The following is a 25,016-nucleotide window of genomic DNA, read 5'->3' as shown; positions in this document are numbered from 1 at the left end:
AAGATAAACTTGGTACTTTTACTTCACAATCTTTCGATAATATCGCACTATGAAAGAATCACAGTCCTGTTTTCTTACGCTAGAAGCAAGCAGGTATCAACAACAAATAACAACTAATGGATTAACTATGTCACTCTCTGTTGTCATTTTAGCTGCGGGTAAAGGTACTCGTATGAAATCATCATTACCTAAGGTTCTTCATGCTATTGCAGATAAACCCATGGTTGAACATGTCATTGATGCTGCACGTTGTGTTAATGCAGATAATATCTACATGGTTTATGGTTTTGGCGGTGAAGTATTAAAAGCCCGTATTACCGGTGAAGATTTAACGTTTGTAGAACAAGCTGAACAATTAGGTACTGGTCATGCGGTAAATATGGCTTCACCTTTTTTAAAAGATGATGAGAATGTTCTTGTACTTTATGGAGATGTGCCATTAACAAAAGTATCAACACTAGAAAAATTAATAGCAGTAAAGCCTGAAAACGGTATGTCGTTATTAACGGTGAACCTTAAAGATCCAACCGGCTATGGTCGTATTGTAAGATCATCTGGTGATGTTGTTGGAATTGTAGAGCAGAAAGATGCGACATCCGACCAACTAACTATTAATGAATGTAACACTGGTATCTTATTAGCAAATGGTGGTGATCTAAAACGATGGCTAGCAAATTTGTCAAACGACAATGCACAAGGCGAGTATTACTTAACCGATATTATTGCGGCATGTCATGGTGAAGGTAAATCAATTGCTACTGCCCACCCTGAAACTGAAATTGAAGTAGAAGGGGCTAACAACAGAGTTCAATTAGCAGCGTTAGAGCGTGCATTTCAGCTAAGAGAAGCTGAAACATTAATGTTAAATGGCGCGAGTTTACGAGATCCTAATCGTATCGACATTCGAGGAAAGCTACTTATTGGTCAGGAAGTTAACATTGATGTTAACTGTGTGTTTGAAGGTGAAGTGGTTTTAGCGGATGGCGTAAAAATTGGTGCGAACTGTATTTTGAAAGACTGTACCATTGGTGAATTTACTGAAGTTAAACCAAATACAATTATTGAAGGTGCGGTTATTGGTGACCAATGCTCTGTAGGCCCTTTTGCACGTATACGACCTGGCTCTGTGATGAATAGAGATTCGCACGTCGGCAATTTTGTTGAAATGAAAAAATCTATTTTAGGCGAAGGCAGTAAATCTGGTCATTTAACCTATTTGGGTGATGCGAATATCGGTAAAAATGTGAATATTGGTGCTGGTACAATTACTTGTAACTATGATGGTGTTAATAAATCACAAACCATTATTGATGATAATGCTTTTATTGGTTCAAACACGTCTTTAGTTGCTCCCGTGTTTGTTGGCGCAAAAGCCACTGTTGGTGCGGGTTCTGTGGTCGCTAAAGATGTTGAAAAAGAGCAGTTAGCTGTAGCCCGTGGTAAACAACGAAACATTGATGGTTGGCAGCGTCCATCGAAAAAATAAACGATTAACCTTCTGTCATACTAATGAAAAGTGAGTAAGGGAAACTTAGCTTTACCTTACTCACGTATTGTTAGAGCTCAAAACTAATCGAGTTTAAAACTTGAGACAGAACCATTAAGTTCGTGAGCTAAACTAAGAATATTCATTGCGTCATTACCATTATTCCTAGCCATTTGGTGATTAGCGGTGGTTTGGTCTGCTAATAGGGTTATATTCTTACTTACATCTTCTGCTACCTGGCTTTGTTCTTCTGTTGCTGTAGCGGTTTGTGACGATGCGTCTATTACGTGATTTGATGCAATCGATATTTTTTCGAATGCTTCTAATGTTTTATCGGATAAAGCTACCCCGGTTTGTGTGGCTGAATTTCCTTTATTAATAGCTGTCACTGCTTCCTCAACGCCATGTTGAAGTGTTTCTATCATCACATGAATATCTTCAGTAGATTGTTGTGTACGGGCAGCAAGCGTTCTTACTTCGTCTGCTACTACAGCAAAACCTCGACCTTGTTCACCAGCCCTAGCTGCTTCTATTGCGGCATTTAACGCTAATAAGTTTGTTTGCTCTGCAATACCTCTGATCACATCAAGTACTGACGCAATATTGGAAGAGTTATCTGAAAGTTTACGAATAACATCTGTGGCTTGGCTTACGGTTGTAGACAAAGTATGCATTTCATTGGCGGCTTCGGTAGTAATTTGTCTTCCTTCATTGGTTAACTGGTTTACTTTATTCACTTCTTGCGCTGTCATTTGTGCATTTTCTGCTACCTCTTTGATAGCGTAAGACATTTCGTTAACTGCCGTGGCGATAGCATCAACGGCATCGGTTTGTTGAAGGCTGGTGTTTTCTATTTCGTGGGCACCGTTGTTAAGTTGCTCCACACCATTGATCACTGAACTTGATTGCACAACAATAGACTTTATTAACGTCGTTAAGCTGTTAAACATCTCGTCTATATCATTGGCAACTTCGCCTATTTCATCTTTACGATTGCTGTTTAACCTTTTGGTTAAATCACCATTACCACTATTTAATTCTTTTAATTTTATCGACAAACTTTCTAAGGCATCTGCCATCGCTTTCGGTGCTAATACGCCCACCGTAGCTGTGAGAATCACTACAATTACACTAATAATAATTAACACTGTTTGTCCCTGTTCAGCAGCAGCAATTGTTTCTTCATTTACGGTAGCACTTTTTTCGTCTGCAACTTCGCCAGCAATGTTATAAAAATCACGTAATTGATCAAATAATACTAAAGACTGCCCTTCACTTAAGGCAATAGCTTGTGATATTTGGTTTTGTTCAATAAGCGAGAAAACTTTTAATGATGTGCTATTCCATTGTTGATAAGCCTTTGTAAAGCCATTAAGTTTATTGGCAACATCAGGATATAAACTTAAGTGTTGTATAAATTCTTGCATTCTGTCATATGCTTGTTTTGCATTTTCTTTGTAATTGGTAAGATCATCGGTGAGCTTTTCACTGTTGTTGCCATGAGACAAAGCTTGAAGTTCAGCTACCCTGGCTTGATATAAGTCACGATCAGCATTTAACACAGCAGAAATTGCAGGATTAAATTTTTGCCCGAAAAGTTCCATGCCATTGAGTGTTTTATTGACGAGGTTGACATTGAGTAATACGAGCACTACAAAAGTAAGCGCTATAAAACAAAAAACTGAAGTGTATTTCACACGTATACTATTGAAGTTCATATAAGCTGTTCTCTTGTAAAGAAAAGTGAATGCTTTAAATATAGCTAATAATTAAATTATTGCGTGAAGAATGTCTTGAATAAATCGTGATAATTCCTATAATAACTTTCGGTTTGAAATTTAAGGTTGTCAATCGAAACTATGACAAAGCGAAATACTAAGCAACGTCGCCATATTATTATTACCGAGTTAAATGAACATGGTGAAGTGAGCGTTGAACAACTAGCGAAAAAATTTGAAACGTCAGAAGTAACTATTCGAAAAGATCTTGCCGCCTTAGAAAACAGTGGCTTATTATTACGTCGTTATGGCGGTGCGGTACCATTACCTACAGAATTGATTGAACCTAAAAGTGAAAAGGTTTCAAAGCGTAAACAAAGTATTGCCGAATGCGCAGCAACACTCATTAGAGATCATAACCGTATTATTCTAGACAGCGGTAGTACAACATCAGCATTGGTGAAAGCACTAGGTAAAAAAGAAGGCCTAGTGGTAATGACTAACTCTCTATCCATTGCTTCTGATATACATGCGCTTGAAAACGAACCGACTATGCTCATGACAGGTGGTACTTGGGATCCTCATTCAGAGTCATTTCAGGGAAAAGTCGCTGAAAGTGTTTTAAGATCTTATGATTTCGACCAGTTATTCATTGGTGCAGATGGTATTGATATAACCCGTGGTACCACAACGTTTAATGAACTTTTGGGGTTAAGCCAAGTAATGGCCGAAGTATCTCGAGAAGTGATTGTGATGGTTGAATCAGAAAAATTTAATCGAAAAATTCCAAATTTAGAAATTCCATGGGATCAAATTCAGTATTTGGTGACCGATGAAGATTTGTCTGCGGAATTAAATAAAAAGTTAATAGAACAAGGCGTTAATGTCATTATCGCTTAACATAAAAAGGATAATATTATGTGTGGTATCGTCGGTGCTGTGGCACAACGTGATGTTGCAGACATTCTAGTAGAAGGCTTAAAGCGACTAGAATATCGTGGTTATGATTCAGCAGGTGTAGCTATTATCAATAACGATAAGCAATTACGCCGCTTACGTCGATTAGGGAAAGTACAAGAATTATCAGATGCGTTATCATCAGAGCCGTTATTTGGTGGAACTGGTATTGCTCATACGCGTTGGGCCACTCATGGTGTACCAAGTGAAATTAATGCTCACCCTCATATTTCAAGTGAAAATATTGCCGTAGTACATAATGGGATAATTGAAAACCATAAAGAACTACGAGAAAAGCTTGAGTCACTAGGCTACACCTTTACTTCAGAAACAGATACAGAAGTGATAGCCCACCTTGTTCATCATGAATTAAAAACTGCTGATACGTTATTAAAAGCGGTGCAAATTACAGCAGCGCAACTCGATGGTGCGTACGGTACCGTTGTAATGGACAACACAGACAGTGATCGCATTATTGTGGCTCGTTCAGGTAGTCCGCTTGTTATTGGATATGGTTTAGGCGAAAATTTTATCGCTTCTGACATGCTAGCTCTATTACCTGTAACACGAAAATTCGCATTTTTAGAAGAAGGTGATGTCGCCGAAGTAACACGTCATTCCGTTAATATTTTTGATGTAGAAGGTCATGCGGTTGAGCGTGAAGCAAAAGAGCGTGAAGTTGCTCAAGACAGTGGTGACAAGGGTGAATATCGTCATTACATGCTCAAAGAAACCTATGAACAACCAACGGCAATTCGTAATACATTAGAAGGTCGGTTAATTGGTAATGCTATCGACATCAATGCCTTCGGTGAAGGTGCAGACGACATATTTAAACAAATTGAACATGTACAAATTATTGCCTGTGGTACTAGTTATCATTCTGCAATGGTAGCGCGTTATTGGTTAGAAAGTTTAGCGGGCGTTTCATGTAATGTTGAAATTGCCAGTGAATTTCGCTACCGAAAATCACATGTACCGAAAAATGCATTGTTAGTGACGATTTCTCAATCTGGTGAAACAGCTGATACACTTGCTGCGCTACGCTTAGCAAAAGAGCTAGGATATTGTGCAAGTATGACGATTTGTAACGTACCTGGTTCATCGCTAGTACGTGAATCCGACTTAGCCTTTATGACCAAAGCAGGTGCTGAAATAGGTGTTGCCTCTACCAAAGCATTCACCACACAGCTGGTTGGCCTTTTAATGATGACTCTTGCCATTGGTCAACATCATGGCATGCCTGAACAAACCCAAGCAGAAATAGCGACATCATTGATGAGTTTACCCAATAAGCTCGATGAAGTGTTAGCACTTGCAAACTCGATAGAAGATTTGGCAGAAGACTTTGCTGACAAAAACCATGCGTTGTTTTTAGGTCGAGGTGATCAATATCCAATAGCAATGGAAGGTGCGCTTAAATTAAAAGAAATTTCATATATTCACGCCGAAGCTTATGCTGCCGGCGAATTAAAACATGGGCCTTTAGCACTCATTGACGCTGAAATGCCTGTGATTGTAGTGGCACCTCGAAATGATTTAATTGAAAAGCTTAAATCAAATGTTGAAGAAGTAAGAGCACGTGGAGGCTTAATGTATGTTTTTGCTGACATTGATGCTAAGTTTGAAAGTGATGACACCATGACGGTGATTAACGTTCCACACTGCGATGATATTATTGCCCCTATTGTTTATACGCTTCCATTACAGTTGCTTTCATATTATGTCGCTATCATTAAAGGTACCGATGTTGATCAACCAAGAAACCTTGCAAAATCAGTGACGGTGGAATAAGCGTATTTTAAAGAAACTGTGCTTGTAGATTCTGAATAAAGTTGGAAAGCAGGCCTCAAATTGAAGGCCTGCTTTTTCATATGCAAGTTAGTTGGTTGGCAGCCCTAGTTTGTCAAAGAAAGCTCTATTTCTCTCTTTTGCAGCCTTAACGAGTTGGTCAAAAGTTATAACTTCAATGTAAGCATGAGATGGTTCGTTATATCCAAAGTAGCCCATTCCGTCCGAAGTAATCCTCAAGTTTGCTCTACGACATCGCTTGTGCATCGATTCAGTTAAGTCACAAAGTACGTAGCAATAACCAGGAATGTCATTATTTCCAGGGATTGGGCGACCTGATTTAGTTGTTACTTTTCCCTCGCGAACTTTTTCCAAGTAACTTAATGCTTGGTCTATTGGATCTTTGTCTTCACCTTCTCGCATATCGTTGCGCATTGGCCGCTTTATCTCTATTACTGTAATGGCAGCTAAAGGAAAACTTGTTTGATCGTTAACTAAAATAGGGTTATCGAACACTCTTAGGCTAAGTAAATCAGGTTCCTTTGTTGAGTCATTACCAGTAATGGGCATCGCTTTGAATGTTTTGTCGGAAGCCAAATAGTTGTGGAATGCCAAACGTTCGTCGATCAACCAAAGATTGCAAGAATCCAGCAAAACCTCACCGGAATCTTTACGCATTGGCATGATTAGTTCGTGAATCAAATCTTCACGGGCATATTTTCCATTATCTAAACGCTCAATAGACTTTTGCAGCAAATCAAGAATGACTTTTCGATGCGAGACATAATTAGCTAAATCTGATTTCTTTAAGTCTTCAGCTCTTTGCAGATATTCACCAAGCTTCACTTTATATTCTTCAATATGATCCTCATTGTGAGGTTTCATGATGTCATGCCCGTCACTGACTAACTGGCTTTCTACTTCGTACCATTGTGCATGAAGATGTAACTCTAACTCTTTATCTGACTTATCGGGATCAACAACCAATAGGTCTTCAGGTATATAATTGACAATAGGCCTGTAACGGGGGGCATGATTATTGATGAAGTCTTCTACTCGCTTTCGGCCAGATTTTACGTTTTCCGCTAATACATCTTTTAAGTATTCTTTTGCACGAGCTAAGACAGCTTCTCTAATATCTTTAAAGCTCACATCGTTTAGCATCCCTTCTACATCTTCGGCTATATCAAAAGATGTACGCTCACTTCGAACATGTTGATCTAGGTATTCTGACGACACATAGCAAGTGTAGATAAAGTCACCAGTAGTATCTGAAATTTTCCCATATAAACCAGGAAGTTTGCCCTGAATAGATTCTTCTTTAACAAGCCTATTAGCAGCGCAAAGAGCCAATTGATGTTTTTTGTTAACCGACGCACGAAATTTTATGTGGGTCAATTCGAAAGCGTATTCACGAACTTTAATTGTTTCAGTGGATGCACTTGAATGCATATGTTCTTCTAATAGCTTATCTAGGTCAAAAACTTCTCCATTGTCCTCAACCTGTATATTCGGTGCACTGCCTTGACGTACAAAATACCAGAGTACGTGTTCAAGCAGCTGGTTTGCGATGGATACGCCTTTGATAGGAGCGTGTTTTCGATAACTGTCATCAAAGCCAACGAGTTTTATCTTTGTACCAGTATGGCTTTGGGTCGCAGACGATACTGTTTCTTGGTGGACACCAAGTTTTGCATCAAAGTTGAACTTTCGTAGTTTAAGCTCACCTTCATCGCTTACAAAGTGACTTTTTACTTCAACCAAATCAAAGACTTTTAGCCACATAAGCCGTCCAACACCACGACACCCTTTAGCAATTTTGTGATCTGAATCGAGCGTCTCAAAAGACCTGAAGTTATCTTCATCAAAGCCACAACCATTATCAACGATAGTAAAACCGACTATAGGAGGTAAAGACTTTATCTCTAGATCGAGGCTGTTCTGCGATGAACGGTTAATCTGAAGTGTAACCTTACGATTTGTGGTTTCCCCTTTTTCTTCAATAGATTGAATTGAATTCACTACAGCTTCGAACACAGGCATAAGACCGTGACTTTTTGGCAAAGATGTATTCCGTAAACGGCCTTTTAAATTTGTTTGCAAGCTCATAAGCTAGTGTCCTTGTCGCTATCGCTGTTATTACTGAGGAACTCGTGTAATTGTTTTAATTTGAGGAGTAGCTCATCGAAGGTAATAATTTGAACGTTTTTTGAATTACGGCGATATATCTCGAAAGACTTTATCTCGTCGTCATTCACTGGCAGTCTTCCAATAATTAAAATGCAATGCACTGCATAAGACTCTATATCATACAGTCGATTATTGTTTTTTATTGTGGCGATGTTTTGTTGAAGTTGATAGCACTGATCGAGTACTTGAGTCACTGAACCTGTTAGCTCTGTTGATGCACAGTAAACAGAACCCCTATAGGCTGTTTTGTTCAACAACGCCGAAGACGGTTTCTTAATTTCAATCAGCGCAAGGTTATTTGTCATTCCATTTTTTATTAGGTAATCAGTAATCTTTTCACCGTCACCACTCAAGCGCTTTCCACCGACACAGGCTTGATCTGATATTTTTATTGCTGGGTAACCAAAAGCTAAGCTCAAAATAAATGGATTTTGATTAAACAATTCTTGCCATGTATCTTCTTTGGTTCTTTTATCAAGCAGCTCTTCATAGGAAGTAATCAGTCGCTCAAGTGATACAAGTTCGATATCACATTTTAACTTAGCCAAGGTCACAGAGTCAGTTTGTTTTACCGCTGATTTGTCTTCTGTCACCATGTTCATGGCAGCCTGCTTATCACTATCCGTTATTTTGATCCTAAGCATTTTGCTAATCGCGTCGTTATTGGTAGGCAATGGTTTTTGCTCCACTCCTAATCGATAGGCAAGATGATTATATGAGGCTGCGGATTTAGTTATTCGGGCCACTTTCCTTGCTCTTTCGGTAATGCGATTACATGAGCGGCGCATTTCATCATAATCATTTATGTTTAGCTGAAAATACTCATACTCTGAATCGCCTGTTTCATCGGAGCCTATCTCGATACACTGATGCTTCGAATGGTCCTCAATGGCGGAAATGATCGCTTGATACTCTTTGGTTAACCCTAAGCCATATCGGATATCTTTGATGAAGCCTGCTGGTAGCATCTGTAATACATCTATGACTTCTTCTTTCGAATATGGAGCAGTGTCTATGTCTATTTCTATGGTGATAACATTAATTTGATCATACTTTTGTTTTAGGTAGCCCGGATGGGTTGGCAAGGTATATATGGGGTAGACAGAAATGTAATGATCCTGACCACTAACTTCGGCTATTTTTCTTTTGTGCAGACTTAAATCTTGGGTATCTAATCCAGCATCCTTTAAATCACTAATACTTGGTGTGTAAAAAACCTCAGTACAGTTCGGAAATACTTCTTCGATATCAATATTCAAATCTTCAGGTGTAAAATCTCCTGGTAATAACCTTGCCATACTCCCTCCTTAGAGCTCTCCTTTAAAGGCGGAATCGAGAATTGATGCTTTTAAATATTTTAAGTCTTCTATTTTCCCTAGAAGGACTGCTTCCGCATCGTGAATTTTGCTTTTCAGTGCTTCAATCGTTGATACCAATGACTTCTGCTCTTCCAACGAACTCATTGGGATTTCAATCTTGCTTAAACGAGTTAGCGCCAACTTTGGTTGTGCAACGGTCTTCGTCGCTAATCCTGCCTGAGCAGAGAAATCCGAGGTCAATGTAAACAGATACAGATAACTTAAATCTAGTTGTTGTTTATCTTTGATAACAAGTTTAGCTGCGTTTTCTGTCAGGTTTGCACCGTCCAATTCTGGGGGGACAAAACCTGTCTTACCGATAGTCCCGGCAATACTGATATAAAGATCGTCCTTGGAAATCACATAGCGTTTGATTTGTTCGTGAATTTCTTTTGATATGTACTTGATACCAGATAAATCTATTGTTCCTTTATCTGTAAAATCTGCTACTCGGATATATGGGTGCTCAGTCTCATCATCACTTAACTTTTCACCTTTTGGTAAGCGCTTGCCACCTTTTACCTCAGCCAGCGATTCAATCGTCATTCTTTCAGTGATAGCTGAAAACTGACCATCGAGTGCTGATTGAAGAAGTCTATTTTTCAGTGTGACACTTTCCTGCAAGTGCTCGATGGCGGTGTCAATACGAGTGAGTACTGCATCGAGCTTTTCAACGATTCGTTTTTGTTCGCCTTGAGGAGCCACTGGTACAATAAACTCTGAAAGCTTTGTGCCGTTGATGTTGGGCTGAGCTGCGCCTGCGGCATTCTGACCAACAACCTCCCAATAAGCAGGTGTTAGGAAGAAATAACTTAAATATTCTGGAATAATGTCCTTTTTGTTTGGAACAATTCTAATCAAGTAAGATGCGAATACAGCATCCTTTGGCGCATTCTTGATTAGAATCGATTTTCCCGCAGTTGCACCACTACGGGCAAAGATCAAGTCATCATCATTCAACGCGTACTTGCTGATTTCTTTTTCTTCTAGCGATACGGTTGGAACCCCCTGCCAGTCGATCTTTCCATCTTGAATATCAGTAATGCGCAAGAACTTTGCGTTACCGTTACTTTCTGCTTTAGCTGTGTGCCCATACTGAATATTATGGCTAAGCTTCTTGACTGAATGCCACTCCCACCCATCCGGTAGTTTATATAAAACCTGCTCCATGTTTATTACTCCGCCAACAGGTTTTCAATTTCATCCAACAATCCAGATACCAATTTTTCCTTGGTACGAATCTGCTTGAGGATATCGCTGGGCGCTATATGCTCGGCATCTTTTTGCTTAGCAGGGTTTTTGGCTGATAGGTCATAGTCTTCAGCTAGTTTACTAGCTGAAACTGTCCAAGAACGTTCGGTGGTTTCGCGACTGCTATACAGCTCAACAAACTCTTTTAGGTGGTCATCGGTAATAGGTTTGTTTTTGGTGAGCTTTTGCTCGGGTTCGCATTCGTAGTACCACACCTCGCTGGTGCCGCCGCTGCGCTCAAAAAACAGCACATTAGTTTTAACGCCCGAATATGGTAAAAATACCCCAGCAGGCAGGCTTAAAATGGTATGTAGGTTAAAGTTCTCGAGCAGTTCTTGTTTGACTTGTTTAAACGCACTGTTGGTTTGGAACAGCACACCTTCTGGCACTACGATGGCTGCCTTACCGCCACTTTTAAGGGTTTTCATAAAATGCTGTAAAAACAGTAATTCAGTCGCATTACTCTGGATAGGAAAGTTTTGTTGAATTTGCGACTTTTCTTTGCCGCCAAACGGCGGGTTAGCCAGAATAATGTCGTAGCGGTCTTTTTCTTGAATATCACGAATATTCTGGGTTAGGGTATTTCCACGGAATAGGTTGGGCGATTCGATGCCATGCAGAATCATGTTCATCATACCCATCACATAAGCCAACGAGGTCTTTTCAAAGCCCCAATATGCATCTAAACGTTGAAAGTCATATTCTTCGCTTGTTAGTTCTCTTCCTGCTCTTTTCTTAAACTCTTTAGGCTTGTTATATTCAAATGCTTCAACTAAGAATCCACAAGAGCCGGCTGCTGCATCATAAATCTTATCCAGAGGCTTAGGGTTGAGTACCTTTACCATTGCTTTCACTACGGGGCGCGGAGTGTAAAATTCGCCTGCATAGCCCCCTGCATCGCCCATATTTTGCAATAAGCCTTCATAGACTAACGAGAGTTCAAACATTTCAGCTTCAGATTGGAAGTCCAGGGTGTCGACAATATCCAACACTTCGCGCAAGGTATGACCAGAGGCAACTTTGTTATCTAAATATTGGAAAATAGCACCAATTTTATAGGCAAAGGACTTTGGGTCTGCTCCTGAACCTGTGATAGCCGAATTAGCAAAGCCTTTTAGATAAGCAAATAACTCGTTATTAACATACTCAGTAAGGTCATCACCTGTCCGAACTTTGTTGATATCTAGCTGGCCATCGGCGTTTTTGGGGCAGGCCCAATTTGACCAACGGTGAGCTTCATCCAATACAGGTTGATAAGCTTTACCTGACAGTACTGCCTCATCCTCTTTTTCAGACTCGTAATCATCCAAAAACTTCAAGAACAGTACCCATGATGTTTGCTCGGTATAGTGCATTGCACCGCTAATGCCATCGTCACGGCGCAGTATGTCGGTAATTCGGTCAATCTTTTGTTGTAATGACATGGCTTATAGTTTTCCGATAATAAAATTGTACATATTAGTGATGTCTTCGCTGATTTCTTCTGGCGGAATCAAGTCGATATAGGCTTGGAGCTTTTCAATAACGAGCCCTACACCCTCGGTATTGATCAGAGGGTCGATGACACCTTTTACGTTCAAACGGCGAATATCGTCGTTATCACCTGGGTTGTTTGGTTGTAAATAGAATGGCGTTCTTAATAGCTCTGTATTGTTGATCTGCTCTAACACACCTTGGTGCAACAACGCTGTATGTGAAAGTAAATAATTTTTAATTTCACGACGCTTCCAAGTTAGTAAGTAGCTATTTAACTGTTCAGGACAAGGCATCCCTAAATTGTGTTTTTCGTTGTAATCAACACCAACAACCTTGACGCCGCTGTTTGTGTGAATGTTAGCTTCTGGGAGTTCATCCCGATCACAAACTAAGAAAATATTTGTTGTCTTGGGCGCATGTAGTGGTGTTTTTTTACCGTATTGTTCAGCTTTACATGCCCTGAGAAACTCTTTCATATCTCTTAATTCATTAACCCATTTTATTTTGGATGCACCAAAACTATCGCCAGCTGCATTATAACCTGATGACTTTGCAATAGGGTTTATGGAAGATATAGGGAGCCAGTTCAATCCTTTCTGCTTTACTAATAGCTCAAAAATTTTCCAATCGTTGTAGTAGTCAATCAAGCAAATATTGTTCAACTTAGAAGCTATTTCTAATTCAATAACTTTACTTTTGGATAAGATTTTTAATCGTTCTAATAGCTTTTGAGATTTGTGGTCATTTTTTATCTGGCCATTTTCAACCAAAAACAATGAATCAAAGTCATTCTCAGCTATTGAGTCCACTAAATGTGTTGTGGTAATAACTTTACCTTTAGTCTTAGTTAATGTGTCCCAAAGCAGCTCAACATTTTTATGGTGCAAGTGTGAGTCAACTTCATCAAACATGAAAAGAGAAGAAGTGCTATCAAAAAGATCAATTAGTGACGCTACGAATAGGAACTGATACTCACCATCACTGAGCAATGAAAATTCGATATTATCAGTGAGGTAAAGCAAAATTTCAGAAGCTGAAAAGAAATATTCGTTGTATGAGCCTTCAATTAGAAATTTAGTGGCATCAACTCTAGAACCATCAAAAACATCAAAAAACTGTTCATAAGTTACTTCTATTTCGGTTGACTTTAAGCCTTTACCTGTTTCTAGCAGAGCATCAAGGTCAGGAAGTGTTTCTATCTTTTCAAGAAAGGCGTCAAGTCGCTGATTAAAAGGTCTTTTTCTTATCGACGGGTGTTCATAGTCTTTAGCTTCAGCGATCTGGTCTTGTTGTACATTCTTTATGTAAGTATCAGGAACAGATATTTTCAGTCTCAATTTAACTGAAACTTGATCCTTGAATGCTTTGTGGTTGTTAACAAAATTAAAAACTAAGCCGTTCCTCTTGAATGTGTAGGCGAGAAAGGCAAGAAATCGAACGTCTTTCTGAGTAAAGAAAAGGCTAGAAAAATCAATGTCATTTATATCTTTTCTTGATCGTATAGAGGTTAGTCTTCGATCAAAAAAGGAAGAAAAGTTTTCATTTTGTCCTGAAGTAGCACAGATCAGCTGAAGCGCGTCGCTAGGTTCTTCAATCTGCTTTCTAAAAATTGAATGCAAGATACTGGATTTACCGCTACCATTTTCACCAATTAAAGTAGCTACTTTATTGATATGTAAGGTTTGTGGCTGGTCGTGTAACGGATTGGGCTCTAAAGTTAATTCCATTTTAATTCACATGATAAAGCTGTTGTTGTAATTGTTTAAAGGCTGTTAGCAAGTAGGCAGGTTTACCGCCAAAAGCAGAAGAGGCATCTTTAATTGTACCTAAACCTGATAATTCAATCAGTGCAGGTAAACGCTCTCGTGAAAGCTCGGAACTGCCAGTTTGTTCGTAGCGGTTCAGCACAAAATGTAGGAATTTTTGTGCTTTTTCTTGCTGGTATTGGCTGAAAAACTGACTGTTTTTACGCACGTTATCAGCACGCGCCTTGCGTGTGGCCATTGGCTGCTCAAAAGCTAAGAATGCCAACAAATCGAAAATATCGCACTCTTCAGCTTCGAACATACGCCGTAGAGTGGTAAGTTGCTCTTTGTCGAAGCCGGCTTGCACGAGTTTACTAAGCAAAGTTTCGCGCTCATCTGGGTCAGACCAAATCTTGGTTAGCTCTTCAACCGATTTAAACAGCCCCGGCAGTTGACTGATCAGGCGCTCAACAAACTCCTGAACAGTGAGTGGCTTACCGTTTTCATCGATATAACGGGTTTCAACGTCGATCACTTTAAGCTCACGATGTTTCCCTAGCTTCACTTTTAGTCGAGGCTTTGGCTCTCCAGGCTCGGGTAGTGGACCTTCTCCTGGTGGTTTTGGAGTATATGGAGGTGGTTTAGGCTCACCTGTGCCTCCAGGCTCAGGCGCTTCTGGCTCTCCATCCCATTCCTTATCGTAAAACTTGTTGGTAGCACCTCGAAAATCGACAATGGTAAAGTAGTCCTTTCCGTCAAAAACGCGGGTCCCGCGACCAACAATTTGTTTAAACTCCACCATTGAACCTACGGTTCTATCAAGCACTACATTTCGCACATTGCGGGCATCAACACCAGTCGTTAACATTTGCGAGGAGGTAATAATGGTTGGAATGTCTTTGTCGTTATCCTGAAACTTCTCTAACAGCTCGCGGCCAATTTTGCCTTCATCACTGGTTACTCGAACGCAGTAATGTGGGTCTTTAACTTTTTTATGTTTATTGATCATGTCGCGCATAGTGAGTGCATGATTCTGGTTTTCACAAAAGACGATGGTTTTTTCTAGTGGATTGATATTGTCTAAAATCGCTTTTGCGACAAGCTCTGTACGCTCATCAACAATGATTTTCTTGTCGTAATCTTCTACCTGATAGACGTCTTGCCCAGACTCACCTTCGACCACTTGATCATCTTTCGTTAGCACCAGCTCGTCGAGATTAGTGCGCACCCGTTTTACTCGGTAAGGCGTTAGGAAACCATCGTTTATACCGTCTTTTAATGAGTATTCAAATGCGGGGGTTCCAAAGTAATCATAGGTGTCAACGTTGGCTTCTCGTTTCGGTGTTGCTGTTAAACCTACGTGCACCGCGCTGCCAAAATGATCGAGTATAGCTCGCCACGAGCCCGCTTCATTGGCGCTGCCACGGTGACACTCATCAATCATTACTAGGTCAAAAAAATCACTTGGGTAAGCTTTGTAATAACCCTCAATATTTTCACGTTCAGCAATAGCTTGGTAGATAGCAAAAAATATGTGTGCATTGGTTGGTACAACTCCACCACGCTTGCGTACCTCCTCACCGTTTATTTTGATGAGGTCATTTTCATAAGGGTTGAAAGTGTTAATCGCTTGGTCGGCCAATATATTCCGATCTGCTAAAAACAAAATTCTGGGTCTGCGTGTACCCGGAGATTCTCTGTTCCAGCGCGACTGGAAAAGCTTGTGAACTATTTGGAAGGCAATAAAGGTTTTACCTGTGCCGGTAGCAAGCGTTAATAGCACTCGTGGTTTACCTTTACCAATGGCATCTGTAGCAGCATGTACCGCCAATTCTTGGTAGTAGCGTGGCTGCATTGCGCCTTCTAAGTGAAAGGGTACATCACGAAGTTGCTGGCCTAGATCAGAATTAACGCCAGCATAGCGTTTCTCAAGCTCTTGAGGAGTTGGATAAAACTCAATGTAATCACCTTTGCCTGTTTCCAAGTCGAACTCATACGTTTGCTTACCGTTGCTTGAATAAACAAAACGAACGAGTAGCTTTTTGGCATAGTCTATGGCTTGTTGAAGGCCTTTGGTTGGGTGCTCAGACTCTTTTTTGGCTTCAACAACCGCAAGGTAACGATTGTCTTTGTGCAGCAGATAATCGACGAAACAACGACGACCACGAACACCGCCAGCAAGCTTGCGGCCATCGGTAAAGTAGTGTTCCCTAATAATATTATTTGGTTGCCAATGTGCGGCTTTTAACGCTGGGTCTATGTAATTCGCTCTTGTATCTGCTTCTGATGCCATTCCCTTCTCCAATTTCCTTAAATAAGCTGTGTATCAAGACCAGCCGCTTTTAGCCTTGCAGTTAAATTACGCATCTTACTGAACTCTGTTCCTAAACTTTGTTTAAGCCCTACACCTTCACAGAATTCTTTTGAAGTGATGTGCTTTAGTTCATCCGCGAATTTGATCATTTGCAGGTGTAACTCAGCCGTATACTGATTGCGTGGTGCATCAGCGAGTGCCAATTTAATTTGCTCAAAAATTGTTTGTTCAGACATGATCAGGACTTAGTTTTTATCATTTAGCTAAATTAGCTAATTTAGCAACAATATGCAAAGACTATCATCAGAGGATCTAACTAGCGGTTATTTTATGATCGCGAATAGCTGAGTTTTTAGCAGCCCAACAACATATATGTTGTTATTTCATCATGATTTGAAAATTTTTTAACCTTCTAACATACTGAGTTTTTAATAAAAACAATGATTATGTTTTGTAATTCAATCAGTTAACGACTTATTGTAGATCCATTTAGATCCTTGTTTTGCTATAATTTGATCACGTAAAAACTGCTAATGATTCAAGGATTGAATCTGGTTTTACAGTTTCCGTTCAAATTTGGAGGTAAAGCGGATGGCGAACTATGTTCAAAATGCAAGGACGTATGAAAAGTGGGATAAAGAGGGTCGTGGGCAAGGTCAAAAAGAGACTTATAAGCCTTGGCTTACGATTTTTGATGTGCCTTCGGAAGGAAAAAGCCACCGTATCCCATCATTCAAACTCAAGCGAGAAATTACCGCTTTTTCAGATCTCGAAGCCGCTAGAGTTTATCAACTTGAAAATGATTGCTCTGTCATTGATTACAACGAGCAATATCCTCTCAATCGCAATAGGACACTAGCTATTGCGAACCGACCTGAGTTTGCGTTTACTCATCCAAGAATAAGGGAATTTCCTATCGTAATGACAACGGACTTTGTAGTTCATTACGCCGATCGTATCGAAGCGGAGCAAATTAAGCCCACATCAAAGCTCGATAACGACAGAGTGTTAGAAAAGCTCAAAATTGAGCAGGCCTATTGGGAAGAGCAAGGTATTAAATTCCTTATTAAAACTGAGAAGGACTTTCCGCTTGATCTGAGGAAGAACCTGCAATGGCTTCATCAACCACAATGGTACCAAACACCTGAACATTTATTGCGTGCGTTTGCAGCTGAGTTTATGGAACTCTTCACGCGATACCCAAATGATCGGCTCGCCGATATTGCCGAGTACTTAGAGCTTAATAGCAAACTGGCTAGGTTACAGGAAGGTAATGGCTTGATGCTTTTGCGGCAGCTGTTTGCGAAGCACTATCTTACTTTTGACTTAATGGTCTACTTCACACGACTCAAAGGTCGCGACATATCATTCAATAAAAGCAAAGTTATGTAGGGACGAGTTAGCTAATGTTCCAGATTAATGATGTTTTTAAAATGGGTGGCACGTTGTATCGAGTACTCGCTTTGCCTATCGAGCATGTTGTCTTATTTAATATGGATGACAAAGGAGCAATGCCCGAAATACATAAACGGAATTGCTTGGAAGAAATGGCATTTGATGCTGATTTAATACGTACTGAAGATCCATTCCTTGAGCACGTTGCTGCGGCAGAGTTTGCTTCAGATAGCGATAAAGCTATACGCGATCAAAGATTTAGTGTGATTCAAAAGATTGTTGAAGATCCTGAATTTTACATTTCATCTCGCCGGAAAGAGTTGTTTAAAGACGCTAAGTCTAAATTTAATAAGCAAGCGAAATTCCTGTGGCAGATCTGTCGTTTATATTGGCTAAAAGGCGCCGTGCCGAATGCGCTAATCGGTAAATACTGTAACAGCGGGGCAAGTGGCAAGACGAGAAATTGCAATAAACCACGAGTTTGGAGGGGGAAGGAAGGTACTGGTGATGAGAAACCTATCGCAGCAGTGACACCTCGAACCCGAGAACATTTTGACACAGTTATAAAAAGGCACTATTTGGCGCAGCGGAAAACATTCGCGCAAACGCACTTAAAATTACAAGCGCTATACCAAAAGCTTTACCGCGATATTGCTGACGAGGATATTCCTACAATTAATCAGCTTCGCCAGCACTATGAAATGACTTATATTGAAGTCGAGGTGCTCAAACAACGTATTGATAAGCACAAATATGAAAAGGATGTTAAAGCTAAACGTTCGACTGTTAACACTGAAGTTAACGGTCCAGCCGACATATTTGGTACCGATGCAACCAGAGCAAAAATTCACCTCGTTTCAAAAAAGGATCGTTCGTTAATTGTAGGTAAACCCACGCTCATCCTAGTAAAGGATGTTTTTTCTTGAATGGTAATGGGTTGGTATCTCGGATTTGAAAATCCATCTTATTATTCTAATGTGCTGGCGTTTGCATCAGCAATTTCCGATAAAACCAGTGAATATACCGAAGCAGGATTTGAAACTGTACCTGATGGCTTATTGCCTGTGGCCATATGCCAGAAAATTTCCGGTGATAAAGGGGAGCTTTATACTCACCGTGGAGAAACTTTAAGAAAAAATTTTGGAGTTACGTTCACCACGTCGAGAAGTTATGGCTCTGATGCGAATGGCATTATTGAAAGAGCATTACAAAGCGTCGAGAAAAGTTTTGAACATGATCTGCCCGGAATTGCTCAACCGCCAAAAGCTAAGAAACAAGGCGGAAAAGACAGTCGCTTGGTTGCAAACGTGACGATTGAAGAACTCAGAGAATATGTGCTTGAAGAGATCTTGCTTCACAATCAATTAGCGGATTTATCAAATAGCTATGACCGTGATGATGACATGCCAACAGGTTTACCACTTACGCCAATTTCGCTGTGGCGATGGGGTATAAAAAACCGCATGGGGACTGTGAGAACCGTCTCAAAGAAAAATTTCTTGTTGACTATGTTACCTCGTGGAATGGCTACTGCATCAGTGAAGGGTTTTTGTTTTCAAGGTTTGTACTTTTGGAGCGAGCGTCTTGAAGAATTAGGATTCTTTGAAAAAACCGCACAATTGCACCATACGACCAACTTGAGTGCATCTTTGATCCTTCTTCAATGAATAATCTTATGCTGATTCTACCCGGTAAGAAGCCTGAATTTGTTCAGTGCTATCTATCTGATCGAAGTCGATATTATCGCAACTGTTCATTGCAAGAGGTTAAGGTTTTGCAGCGTGCAAACAGCAAAACCGACGAGAAAACCAAAAAGAAACACAATGAAGCTCTTGTTATTAGAGAAATACGCAAAGATGAATTTATCAAGGAATTGAAGCGGAAAAAACCGCACAGCCACCTTAAATCTGACGCTGAAAGGCTAAGAGACATTCCCGAAAATCGCAAAGCAGAACTCGCTGAAGAGCGTAGCGAAAGAATGCAAGGCGGCAGCATATTTGAGCCAGTTGAGGGCTCAAAACACCAAGAGCATCAGGATGATGCTTTATATAACCCAGAAGTAGCTGAGCTACTTAAGAACAAAAGGAATTGATGTTATGCACCAAACCGATTTAATACCCAATGTGGGCAGTCACTGGCAAGAACTACCAAAAGCCCAATATCAAATGGACTTATTGCAAGTCTATCAAGGCAATGAGTTGATTGAAGCATTGCCTAAACTGATTAGTGTGTCGGATATGTTAGATCGCCTAATAGGCCCTGAAAAGGACTACGGCTCATTTGAAAATCTATCAACGCATGAGCGAGCGCAGTATCTTGTTTCGATGTTGCAAGATTTTTTCTATCCAACAGAGCAACACTTTGAACTAGCTTACAAAATCGACTTGATGATTCGCCAAGGTTACCGCACGCGTAATATTTCAGATGTTCCCTGTATGGAGCAACGAAGTGGCAAAGCGAACCTGCTTTTTGTTAAAGGCTCTGCTGGCGAGGGAAAAAGTAAAGCGTTGTCTAGGGTGTTGCGTTTGTATGACCAAGTCGTCGTACATCAGAAACTTAATAAAGCGCAAGTCGTATATGTGGCTATGGATTGCCCTGTTGATCCTAGCTTGAAGTCGATATGTTATGCATTGTTCGAAAGTTTACAGCGTGTTAGTAAAACTGATGTCATGAGCAATGCATTTCGTAAGAGAAGTGAACCAGAGCTAAAGTTTGCAGCAAAGTCAGCCTTGGATCTCTTCCATGTGGGGTTAATTGTGATCGACAACATCGAGAATCTGTTCTTGTCTAAGAACGACCCACTCAAATTGATAAGCGAGATCATTTCGTTATCTGCAACTACAAGCGTTCCTATTTTACTATGTGGCAGTGCTGAGTCTGAAAACTTATTCAAGAGCCATGCGAAGGTTACCTTTGATGTGCTGGGAGCCGGCGTTATGGACTGGAAACTTTTGCCACTCACACATAGTGAGAGAGAAGGTAATGAAGTTTCATTTGAAAACTGGGACGCATTTGCGTCAGAGCTCTGGAAGTATCAGGTCGTTAATCAGCGAAAACAGCAGATCCCCGATGACTTTAAAAACACGTTGTTTGAGCTTTCTCAGGGGATCCCAAAACTAGTAATTAGTTTGTTTATGGCGACACAGTTAACAGCTCTCTACACTCAGAAAGAAGCAGTAACTACGGCCCTGCTTGAACAGGTTGAGAAAAAGGAGTTTGGTTTGATACGGAGCCAAATACAAGCGTTGAAAAACAACGACGAAACAGCGTTGAGGTCTTTTGAAGGGTTACAGCTTCCTTCGGTCGCTTCTTTAATGTTTAAGTTACAGAAAGAAGCCGAATCGAAGAAGCATAAAGTTGATAACTCGAAGCGATCGCAGTTATTCAATACATTGCTAGAACAATCGGTTAAGGCGGATATTGCTAGACAAGCTTCAAACGCTATTTTTAAACAGTTTCCTGATATTTCCGTTGGTGAGGCAGTGGAGAAAGCAGTTACTTGGTTGAATGACAACAAAGAGCAAGTCATTGAAGGGCGTGAGCTTAATCGGCAAATCGCGAAGCGAAGAGTTGATGACAATGATCGCAATGAAATAGAAGCAGCATTGTCCGAAGCATCTAAAGGCCGTAATGATGTTGGCGATAGCTGGTTTAACGAGTGGTAGACGGTAATGCTCAACTTCCCCTATCCATACGAAGATGAGCTAGTTTACAGTGTCTTAGCGCGCGCAAGTGCGCACTTCTGTAGCTTCAGCCACAAAGGTTGGCTGGAGCTAACATTAAAAAATCGATGTGCAATTGCTACTATTGAATTCCCTTCTCATTTAGATGAATTGGCCAAACTGTTCTTTATGGGTCAGGTATCTGCGACTCAGCTTATTTACCAAAACACATTGTTCCCGCTTTATGCCCCATTTATCCCTGAGGATAAGAGAAATGCTTGTATTGAATGGATGAGGGGAAAAGCTAACGGAGGGCCTCATTTAGCCACTGGATGGGCTGCTAGCAGAATTCCAAAAATAAATACCATTCGGTATTGCCCAATGTGTTTTAACGAACAAAAAGAGTCATATTGGCAGCGTAAACATCAAGTCGTTGGTTTATCTACGTGTGAAAAGCACAACTGTCACTTGGAGTCACTAGATCACTTTAATCATAAGCGGCATCGTCATGAGCTTTATCCGGCATCACGCCATCTACAGTCATTTGCAATCACGTTGGAGAAAAATGCTATTGATGAGCGGCTTGACTCAGTAATTGAAACGTTACTGGATAGACCGGAGTTTCCATCCGCTTCCTTCCAACAGTGGACTAATTTTTATCATCATCTCATAGAAGATTGTCGCTGTAATAAAGGTAAATATTGCTGCTATGAAGCGCTAAAGGAACGAGTATTAGCCAAGTGGCCTAAATCCTGGTTACTTGATAATAACCTGTTCGATTTTTCAAATGAGCATAGCTGGCTACATTGCATTTCTAGGAAGCATCGGAAGTCCTTTTCATATCTCGAACACATCGTGTTACTGACCTCACTTTATGACAATCCATTGGATATTAACGAGGTGCTGCACGAAGTAAGTGAAGAGAGGGAAATTTCAAAATACAGCCAGCCATCCCATGCTGTTTTTCAGCCTTCAGAAGCGACTGATAGAGCCAAAAGTAATTGGTTAACAAGCGTTATTAAAATTGGCGCAAAGCTCTCAAGGAAGCGACTGGGTGGGCTTTATATGTGGCTATATCGCAATCACCACGATTGGTTAGTAAACGTAAATCAAAAGTACAAGCGAGACATAAATAACAAAACACACAGAGTGTGTTGGGATGCACGCGATTTATCAACTGTGAAGCAACTCATTAGCATTAGAAATGAAGCTGAGTTCGATATCAATCTACCTCGCCAATCAAAGCTTTGGTTTATCCAGCAGTTAAACAACAAAGCAACCGTAGAGAAGAGACTAGCTAAATTACCGCTTACAAGTATGTTTCTGGATCGTTACCAAGAAACGGTTGAGGAATACCAGATTCGCCGGCTCACTCGAACACTGTTTGAATACAGCCCAAGAAAGCCTCCTATTTGGCGACTTTTGCGTGAGTCAGGTTTGAGTGACGAGCGGATTACTGCTCAAGCAAAAGAATTTATTAAATGTATTTTGTAATGAGGGGCTTAACGTGGATGTATACGAAGTTGAATTAAGATTCAGTGTTGGCGAACCGGCGCTATCAATAGATGCCATTGATGACATCCTATATGACTCTGGTTTCGGTGACGCTCTAGTTGGTCATGGCGGCAGGGGTAAGGTAAGTATTACGTTGAGCCGTCAGGCCGCTAGTGAAAAAGACTTAATCAGTAGTACGCAATTGTTAATAAAGGAAATTTTTCCCAAAGCAACTTGGTTGTAGGGAGTACATGCATAAACGAAAATTTTATAGGTGATGCCATGGGTATTGAATGTAACGATATGACGTTAGATGTTATGCGGCAATCATATGATTTCATGATGATTGTAGACATAGAGCACACTTGCAGCCATGATGGCTCTATACCGCCCGAAGAGCGAGAAATAATAGAGCTCGGCGCAGTCGTTGTCGACATAAAATCCTCAGAAATCATTGACGAGTTTAGTGCTTTAGTAAGGCCACAAAGGCACCCCCAAATCAGCAATTTCTGTAGTCAACTAACAGGAATAACTCAGTCAGAGTTAGATAATTCCGACAATTTTAAAATTGTTTTTTCAGATTTTTTGCACTGGTACTCAAAAACTCCTAGGGTGCTATTTGCAACTTGGGGAGCCTACGATTTAGTTCAAATAAATATTGATTGCGCGTCTCAAAATTTGCCGCATTTTTCTCCCGACGCTGCGTTGAATCTGAAAAAGATATTTAAAAAAGTAAACAAATTGAAAAAGCCTGTTGGCTTAGCGAGAGCGTTGGAATTATGTCAGTGTGAATTTGAAGGTAGTCACCATCGAGCCCTTGATGATGCGAGGAACACCGTTAAGTTACTGCCGTTTATTTTCAGCAATACAAAGCCTTTATAGATAAGGTGTGATTGACATGGCATTCATAAGCGAACGCTAAATTCTTCGTAGGTTAAATATGAAACATCAAAAAACTCAGTGTGAAAACCCATTTAAAACGGCGCAACTTAAAAACCCTGGTGTTGAGCGTGGAGATAAATCAGAACGGCTAGATGTTGAAACATTAGTTGCGACCCCTACAATTATTGATGTGCAAACGAGTCGCGGTTTTGTCAATGTCCCTCAAAACAAGGAAGCATTGCACCCTTGTTTTGAGCGCCTGTATTTGCTTAAGGCAACGGCAAAGGGGATGAGTGTTCGATATGTAATAGATAATCTAGATATATCCGATGAACTTTTTGACGATTTTTTGAATGAGAAAGTGAGTGTTGGTATAGACTTCGCGAAGAAACTAGAGCTCGTCACAGGTATGCCATTCGATTTCTGGTTACGCATTCAAAGCAAATTTGATTATTCGATTAATGTTCACAGCATAAAGTGAATTCGTTCATAAGAGAACTGACAGTCAGCTATGCGTGAATAAGTACGGTCGGGTAAACTCGTTTTGGACAGATTCGTGTTAGAACGAAAGCAATTTCAAAGCCGTTCCAAGCGGACTAAAGTAGTTGGCTATAATGTAGCGAGGCGGAACTTGTCAAATATAGAAGCTCCGTTTAAAAGACTTGTATATGCCTACTAGTGCTTGCAGGGATGAATAGCAACGTTCGTAACACTCCCATTTAATGAGTAATGGTTTAATAGTTTAATTTCTTTACATTTAGGTTCTCTTACACTGGTTATTACTGTTTGAAAATCTATGTTACTAGACATTAAAAATTTCAGATAATTGCCAAAAGTTGCATCATCAAAGGAGGTTGCCTGTAAGTTAAATAACAAAATGCTTTGCTTATATTTAGCATGTGCTTGAACCAATTCGCTGATCAACTCAAGCATCAACATACTTTGCTGTCCAGACGACAAGTTCGAAAAATTAAGCGGGAAATTATTACCTTTAAGCACTACACACAGATAATAACCATCCTTAAAACCTTCATCATCCTCGTCGGCTTCTTGAATTTCCATATAGGCACGGCTTAAATTCGAGTATTTTGACGTTCCAATAGTCGACAATAAGTTGTTTAGCTTAAACTTATCTATACCCAAATACTCGGTAAATTTAGCTTGGTCATCTCGTTCGTCTTGATGTAGCTTTTTAAGAAAGGATTGTCCACTTCCCTTAAACTGAGACAGACATAATTAGAGTTTTCTGTAATGATTAATGCAGGAGACGACTATGAAAAAATCACGCTATACAGAA

The 25,016-nt window shown here is 40.3% G+C and carries 21 protein-coding genes; 12 read left to right on the top strand and 9 right to left on the bottom strand.

Features of this window, described 5'->3' with window-relative positions:
• Positions 1-127: 127 nt before the first annotated feature.
• Positions 128-1,486 carry a bifunctional UDP-N-acetylglucosamine diphosphorylase/glucosamine-1-phosphate N-acetyltransferase GlmU gene (gene glmU / locus BI291_RS02840; protein WP_074496242.1) on the top strand — a complete coding sequence of 453 codons (1,359 nt, stop codon included), beginning with the start codon at positions 128-130 and terminating at the stop codon, positions 1,484-1,486.
• Between the two features lie 83 nt (positions 1,487-1,569).
• On the opposite strand, the gene BI291_RS02835 is transcribed toward glmU, so the two are convergent.
• On the bottom strand, positions 1,570-3,183 hold the full coding sequence (locus BI291_RS02835; protein WP_175573067.1) for a methyl-accepting chemotaxis protein: 1,614 nt from the start codon (positions 3,181-3,183) through the stop codon (positions 1,570-1,572).
• 162 nt (positions 3,184-3,345) lie between these two features.
• Here BI291_RS02835 and BI291_RS02830 point away from each other — a divergent pair, with 162 nt between their 5' ends.
• Both BI291_RS02830 and glmS read left to right on the top strand, forming a co-directional pair.
• The gene (locus BI291_RS02830; protein WP_074496240.1) at positions 3,346-4,104 is read left to right on the top strand and encodes a DeoR/GlpR family DNA-binding transcription regulator; all 759 of its coding nucleotides are present in this window, start codon (positions 3,346-3,348) and stop codon (positions 4,102-4,104) included.
• An 18-nt stretch (positions 4,105-4,122) separates the two neighbouring features.
• Positions 4,123-5,955, top strand: coding sequence for a glutamine--fructose-6-phosphate transaminase (isomerizing) (glmS, locus tag BI291_RS02825; RefSeq protein ID WP_074496239.1), 1,833 nt, complete (start codon positions 4,123-4,125; stop codon positions 5,953-5,955).
• Between the two features lie 87 nt (positions 5,956-6,042).
• Here the strand turns inward: glmS and BI291_RS02820 are convergent, their stop codons facing one another.
• Genes BI291_RS02820 through BI291_RS02790 form a run of 7 tightly spaced genes read right to left on the bottom strand, consistent with a single transcriptional unit; the run spans position 6,043 to position 16,522 of the window.
• Positions 6,043-8,061 carry an ATP-binding protein gene (locus BI291_RS02820; protein WP_074496238.1) on the bottom strand — a complete coding sequence of 673 codons (2,019 nt, stop codon included), beginning with the start codon at positions 8,059-8,061 and terminating at the stop codon, positions 6,043-6,045.
• Complete coding sequence (locus BI291_RS02815; RefSeq protein ID WP_074496237.1) at positions 8,058-9,440, bottom strand: Shedu immune nuclease family protein; 1,383 nt, start codon at positions 9,438-9,440, stop codon at positions 8,058-8,060. The genes BI291_RS02820 and BI291_RS02815 overlap by 4 nt, the downstream gene beginning before the upstream one ends.
• A gap of 9 nt (positions 9,441-9,449) precedes the next feature.
• Positions 9,450-10,670, bottom strand: coding sequence for a restriction endonuclease subunit S (locus BI291_RS02810; RefSeq protein ID WP_074496236.1), 1,221 nt, complete (start codon positions 10,668-10,670; stop codon positions 9,450-9,452).
• 5 nt (positions 10,671-10,675) lie between these two features.
• Entirely contained in the window at positions 10,676-12,175 is a 1,500-nt protein-coding gene (locus tag BI291_RS02805) for a class I SAM-dependent DNA methyltransferase (protein ID WP_074496235.1), read from the bottom strand.
• Between the two features lie 3 nt (positions 12,176-12,178).
• A complete protein-coding gene (locus BI291_RS02800; RefSeq protein ID WP_074496234.1) occupies positions 12,179-13,954 on the bottom strand; it encodes an ATP-binding protein in 1,776 nt (591 codons plus the stop codon).
• Between the two features lies 1 nt (position 13,955).
• On the bottom strand, positions 13,956-16,265 hold the full coding sequence (hsdR, locus tag BI291_RS02795; RefSeq protein ID WP_074496233.1) for an EcoAI/FtnUII family type I restriction enzme subunit R: 2,310 nt from the start codon (positions 16,263-16,265) through the stop codon (positions 13,956-13,958).
• Between the two features lie 17 nt (positions 16,266-16,282).
• Positions 16,283-16,522: a transcription factor gene (locus tag BI291_RS02790; protein ID WP_074496232.1), complete on the bottom strand. Its 240-nt coding sequence runs from the start codon at positions 16,520-16,522 to the stop codon at positions 16,283-16,285.
• A gap of 355 nt (positions 16,523-16,877) precedes the next feature.
• Here BI291_RS02790 and BI291_RS02785 point away from each other — a divergent pair, with 355 nt between their 5' ends.
• The 9 genes from BI291_RS02785 (at position 16,878) to BI291_RS02745 (ending at position 24,200) form a co-directional block, all read left to right on the top strand.
• Positions 16,878-17,678 (top strand): heteromeric transposase endonuclease subunit TnsA, encoded by an 801-nt coding sequence (locus BI291_RS02785; protein WP_074496231.1) that lies wholly within the window; start codon positions 16,878-16,880, stop codon positions 17,676-17,678.
• Between the two features lie 14 nt (positions 17,679-17,692).
• Positions 17,693-18,607, top strand: coding sequence for a hypothetical protein (locus tag BI291_RS02780; protein WP_074496230.1), 915 nt, complete (start codon positions 17,693-17,695; stop codon positions 18,605-18,607).
• Complete coding sequence (locus tag BI291_RS02775) at positions 18,608-19,348, top strand: hypothetical protein (protein WP_074496229.1); 741 nt, start codon at positions 18,608-18,610, stop codon at positions 19,346-19,348. It abuts the gene before it with no gap.
• Between the two features lie 107 nt (positions 19,349-19,455).
• A complete protein-coding gene (locus tag BI291_RS02770; protein WP_139302540.1) occupies positions 19,456-19,773 on the top strand; it encodes a hypothetical protein in 318 nt (105 codons plus the stop codon).
• A 4-nt stretch (positions 19,774-19,777) separates the two neighbouring features.
• Entirely contained in the window at positions 19,778-21,346 is a 1,569-nt protein-coding gene (locus BI291_RS02765; RefSeq protein WP_074496227.1) for an ATP-binding protein, read from the top strand.
• 6 nt (positions 21,347-21,352) lie between these two features.
• The gene (locus BI291_RS02760) at positions 21,353-22,837 is read left to right on the top strand and encodes a TnsD family Tn7-like transposition protein (RefSeq protein ID WP_074496226.1); all 1,485 of its coding nucleotides are present in this window, start codon (positions 21,353-21,355) and stop codon (positions 22,835-22,837) included.
• Between the two features lie 13 nt (positions 22,838-22,850).
• Entirely contained in the window at positions 22,851-23,081 is a 231-nt protein-coding gene (locus BI291_RS02755) for a hypothetical protein (RefSeq protein ID WP_074496225.1), read from the top strand.
• Positions 23,082-23,119: 38 nt separating this feature from the next.
• Positions 23,120-23,719, top strand: coding sequence for a 3'-5' exonuclease (locus BI291_RS02750; RefSeq protein WP_083601861.1), 600 nt, complete (start codon positions 23,120-23,122; stop codon positions 23,717-23,719).
• A 58-nt stretch (positions 23,720-23,777) separates the two neighbouring features.
• Positions 23,778-24,200, top strand: coding sequence for a hypothetical protein (locus BI291_RS02745; RefSeq protein WP_074496224.1), 423 nt, complete (start codon positions 23,778-23,780; stop codon positions 24,198-24,200).
• Between the two features lie 194 nt (positions 24,201-24,394).
• Here BI291_RS02745 and BI291_RS02740 read toward each other — a convergent pair whose 3' ends face one another.
• Positions 24,395-24,781, bottom strand: a complete 387-nt coding sequence (locus BI291_RS02740) for a hypothetical protein (RefSeq protein WP_074496223.1) — start codon at positions 24,779-24,781, stop codon at positions 24,395-24,397.
• Between the last annotated feature and the right edge of the window lie 235 nt (positions 24,782-25,016).

The organism is Thalassotalea sp. PP2-459, assembly GCF_001913705.1.
GTDB lineage: Bacteria > Pseudomonadota > Gammaproteobacteria > Enterobacterales > Alteromonadaceae > Thalassotalea_C > Thalassotalea_C hakodatensis.
This window is presented reverse-complemented; position numbering and strand designations above follow the sequence as displayed.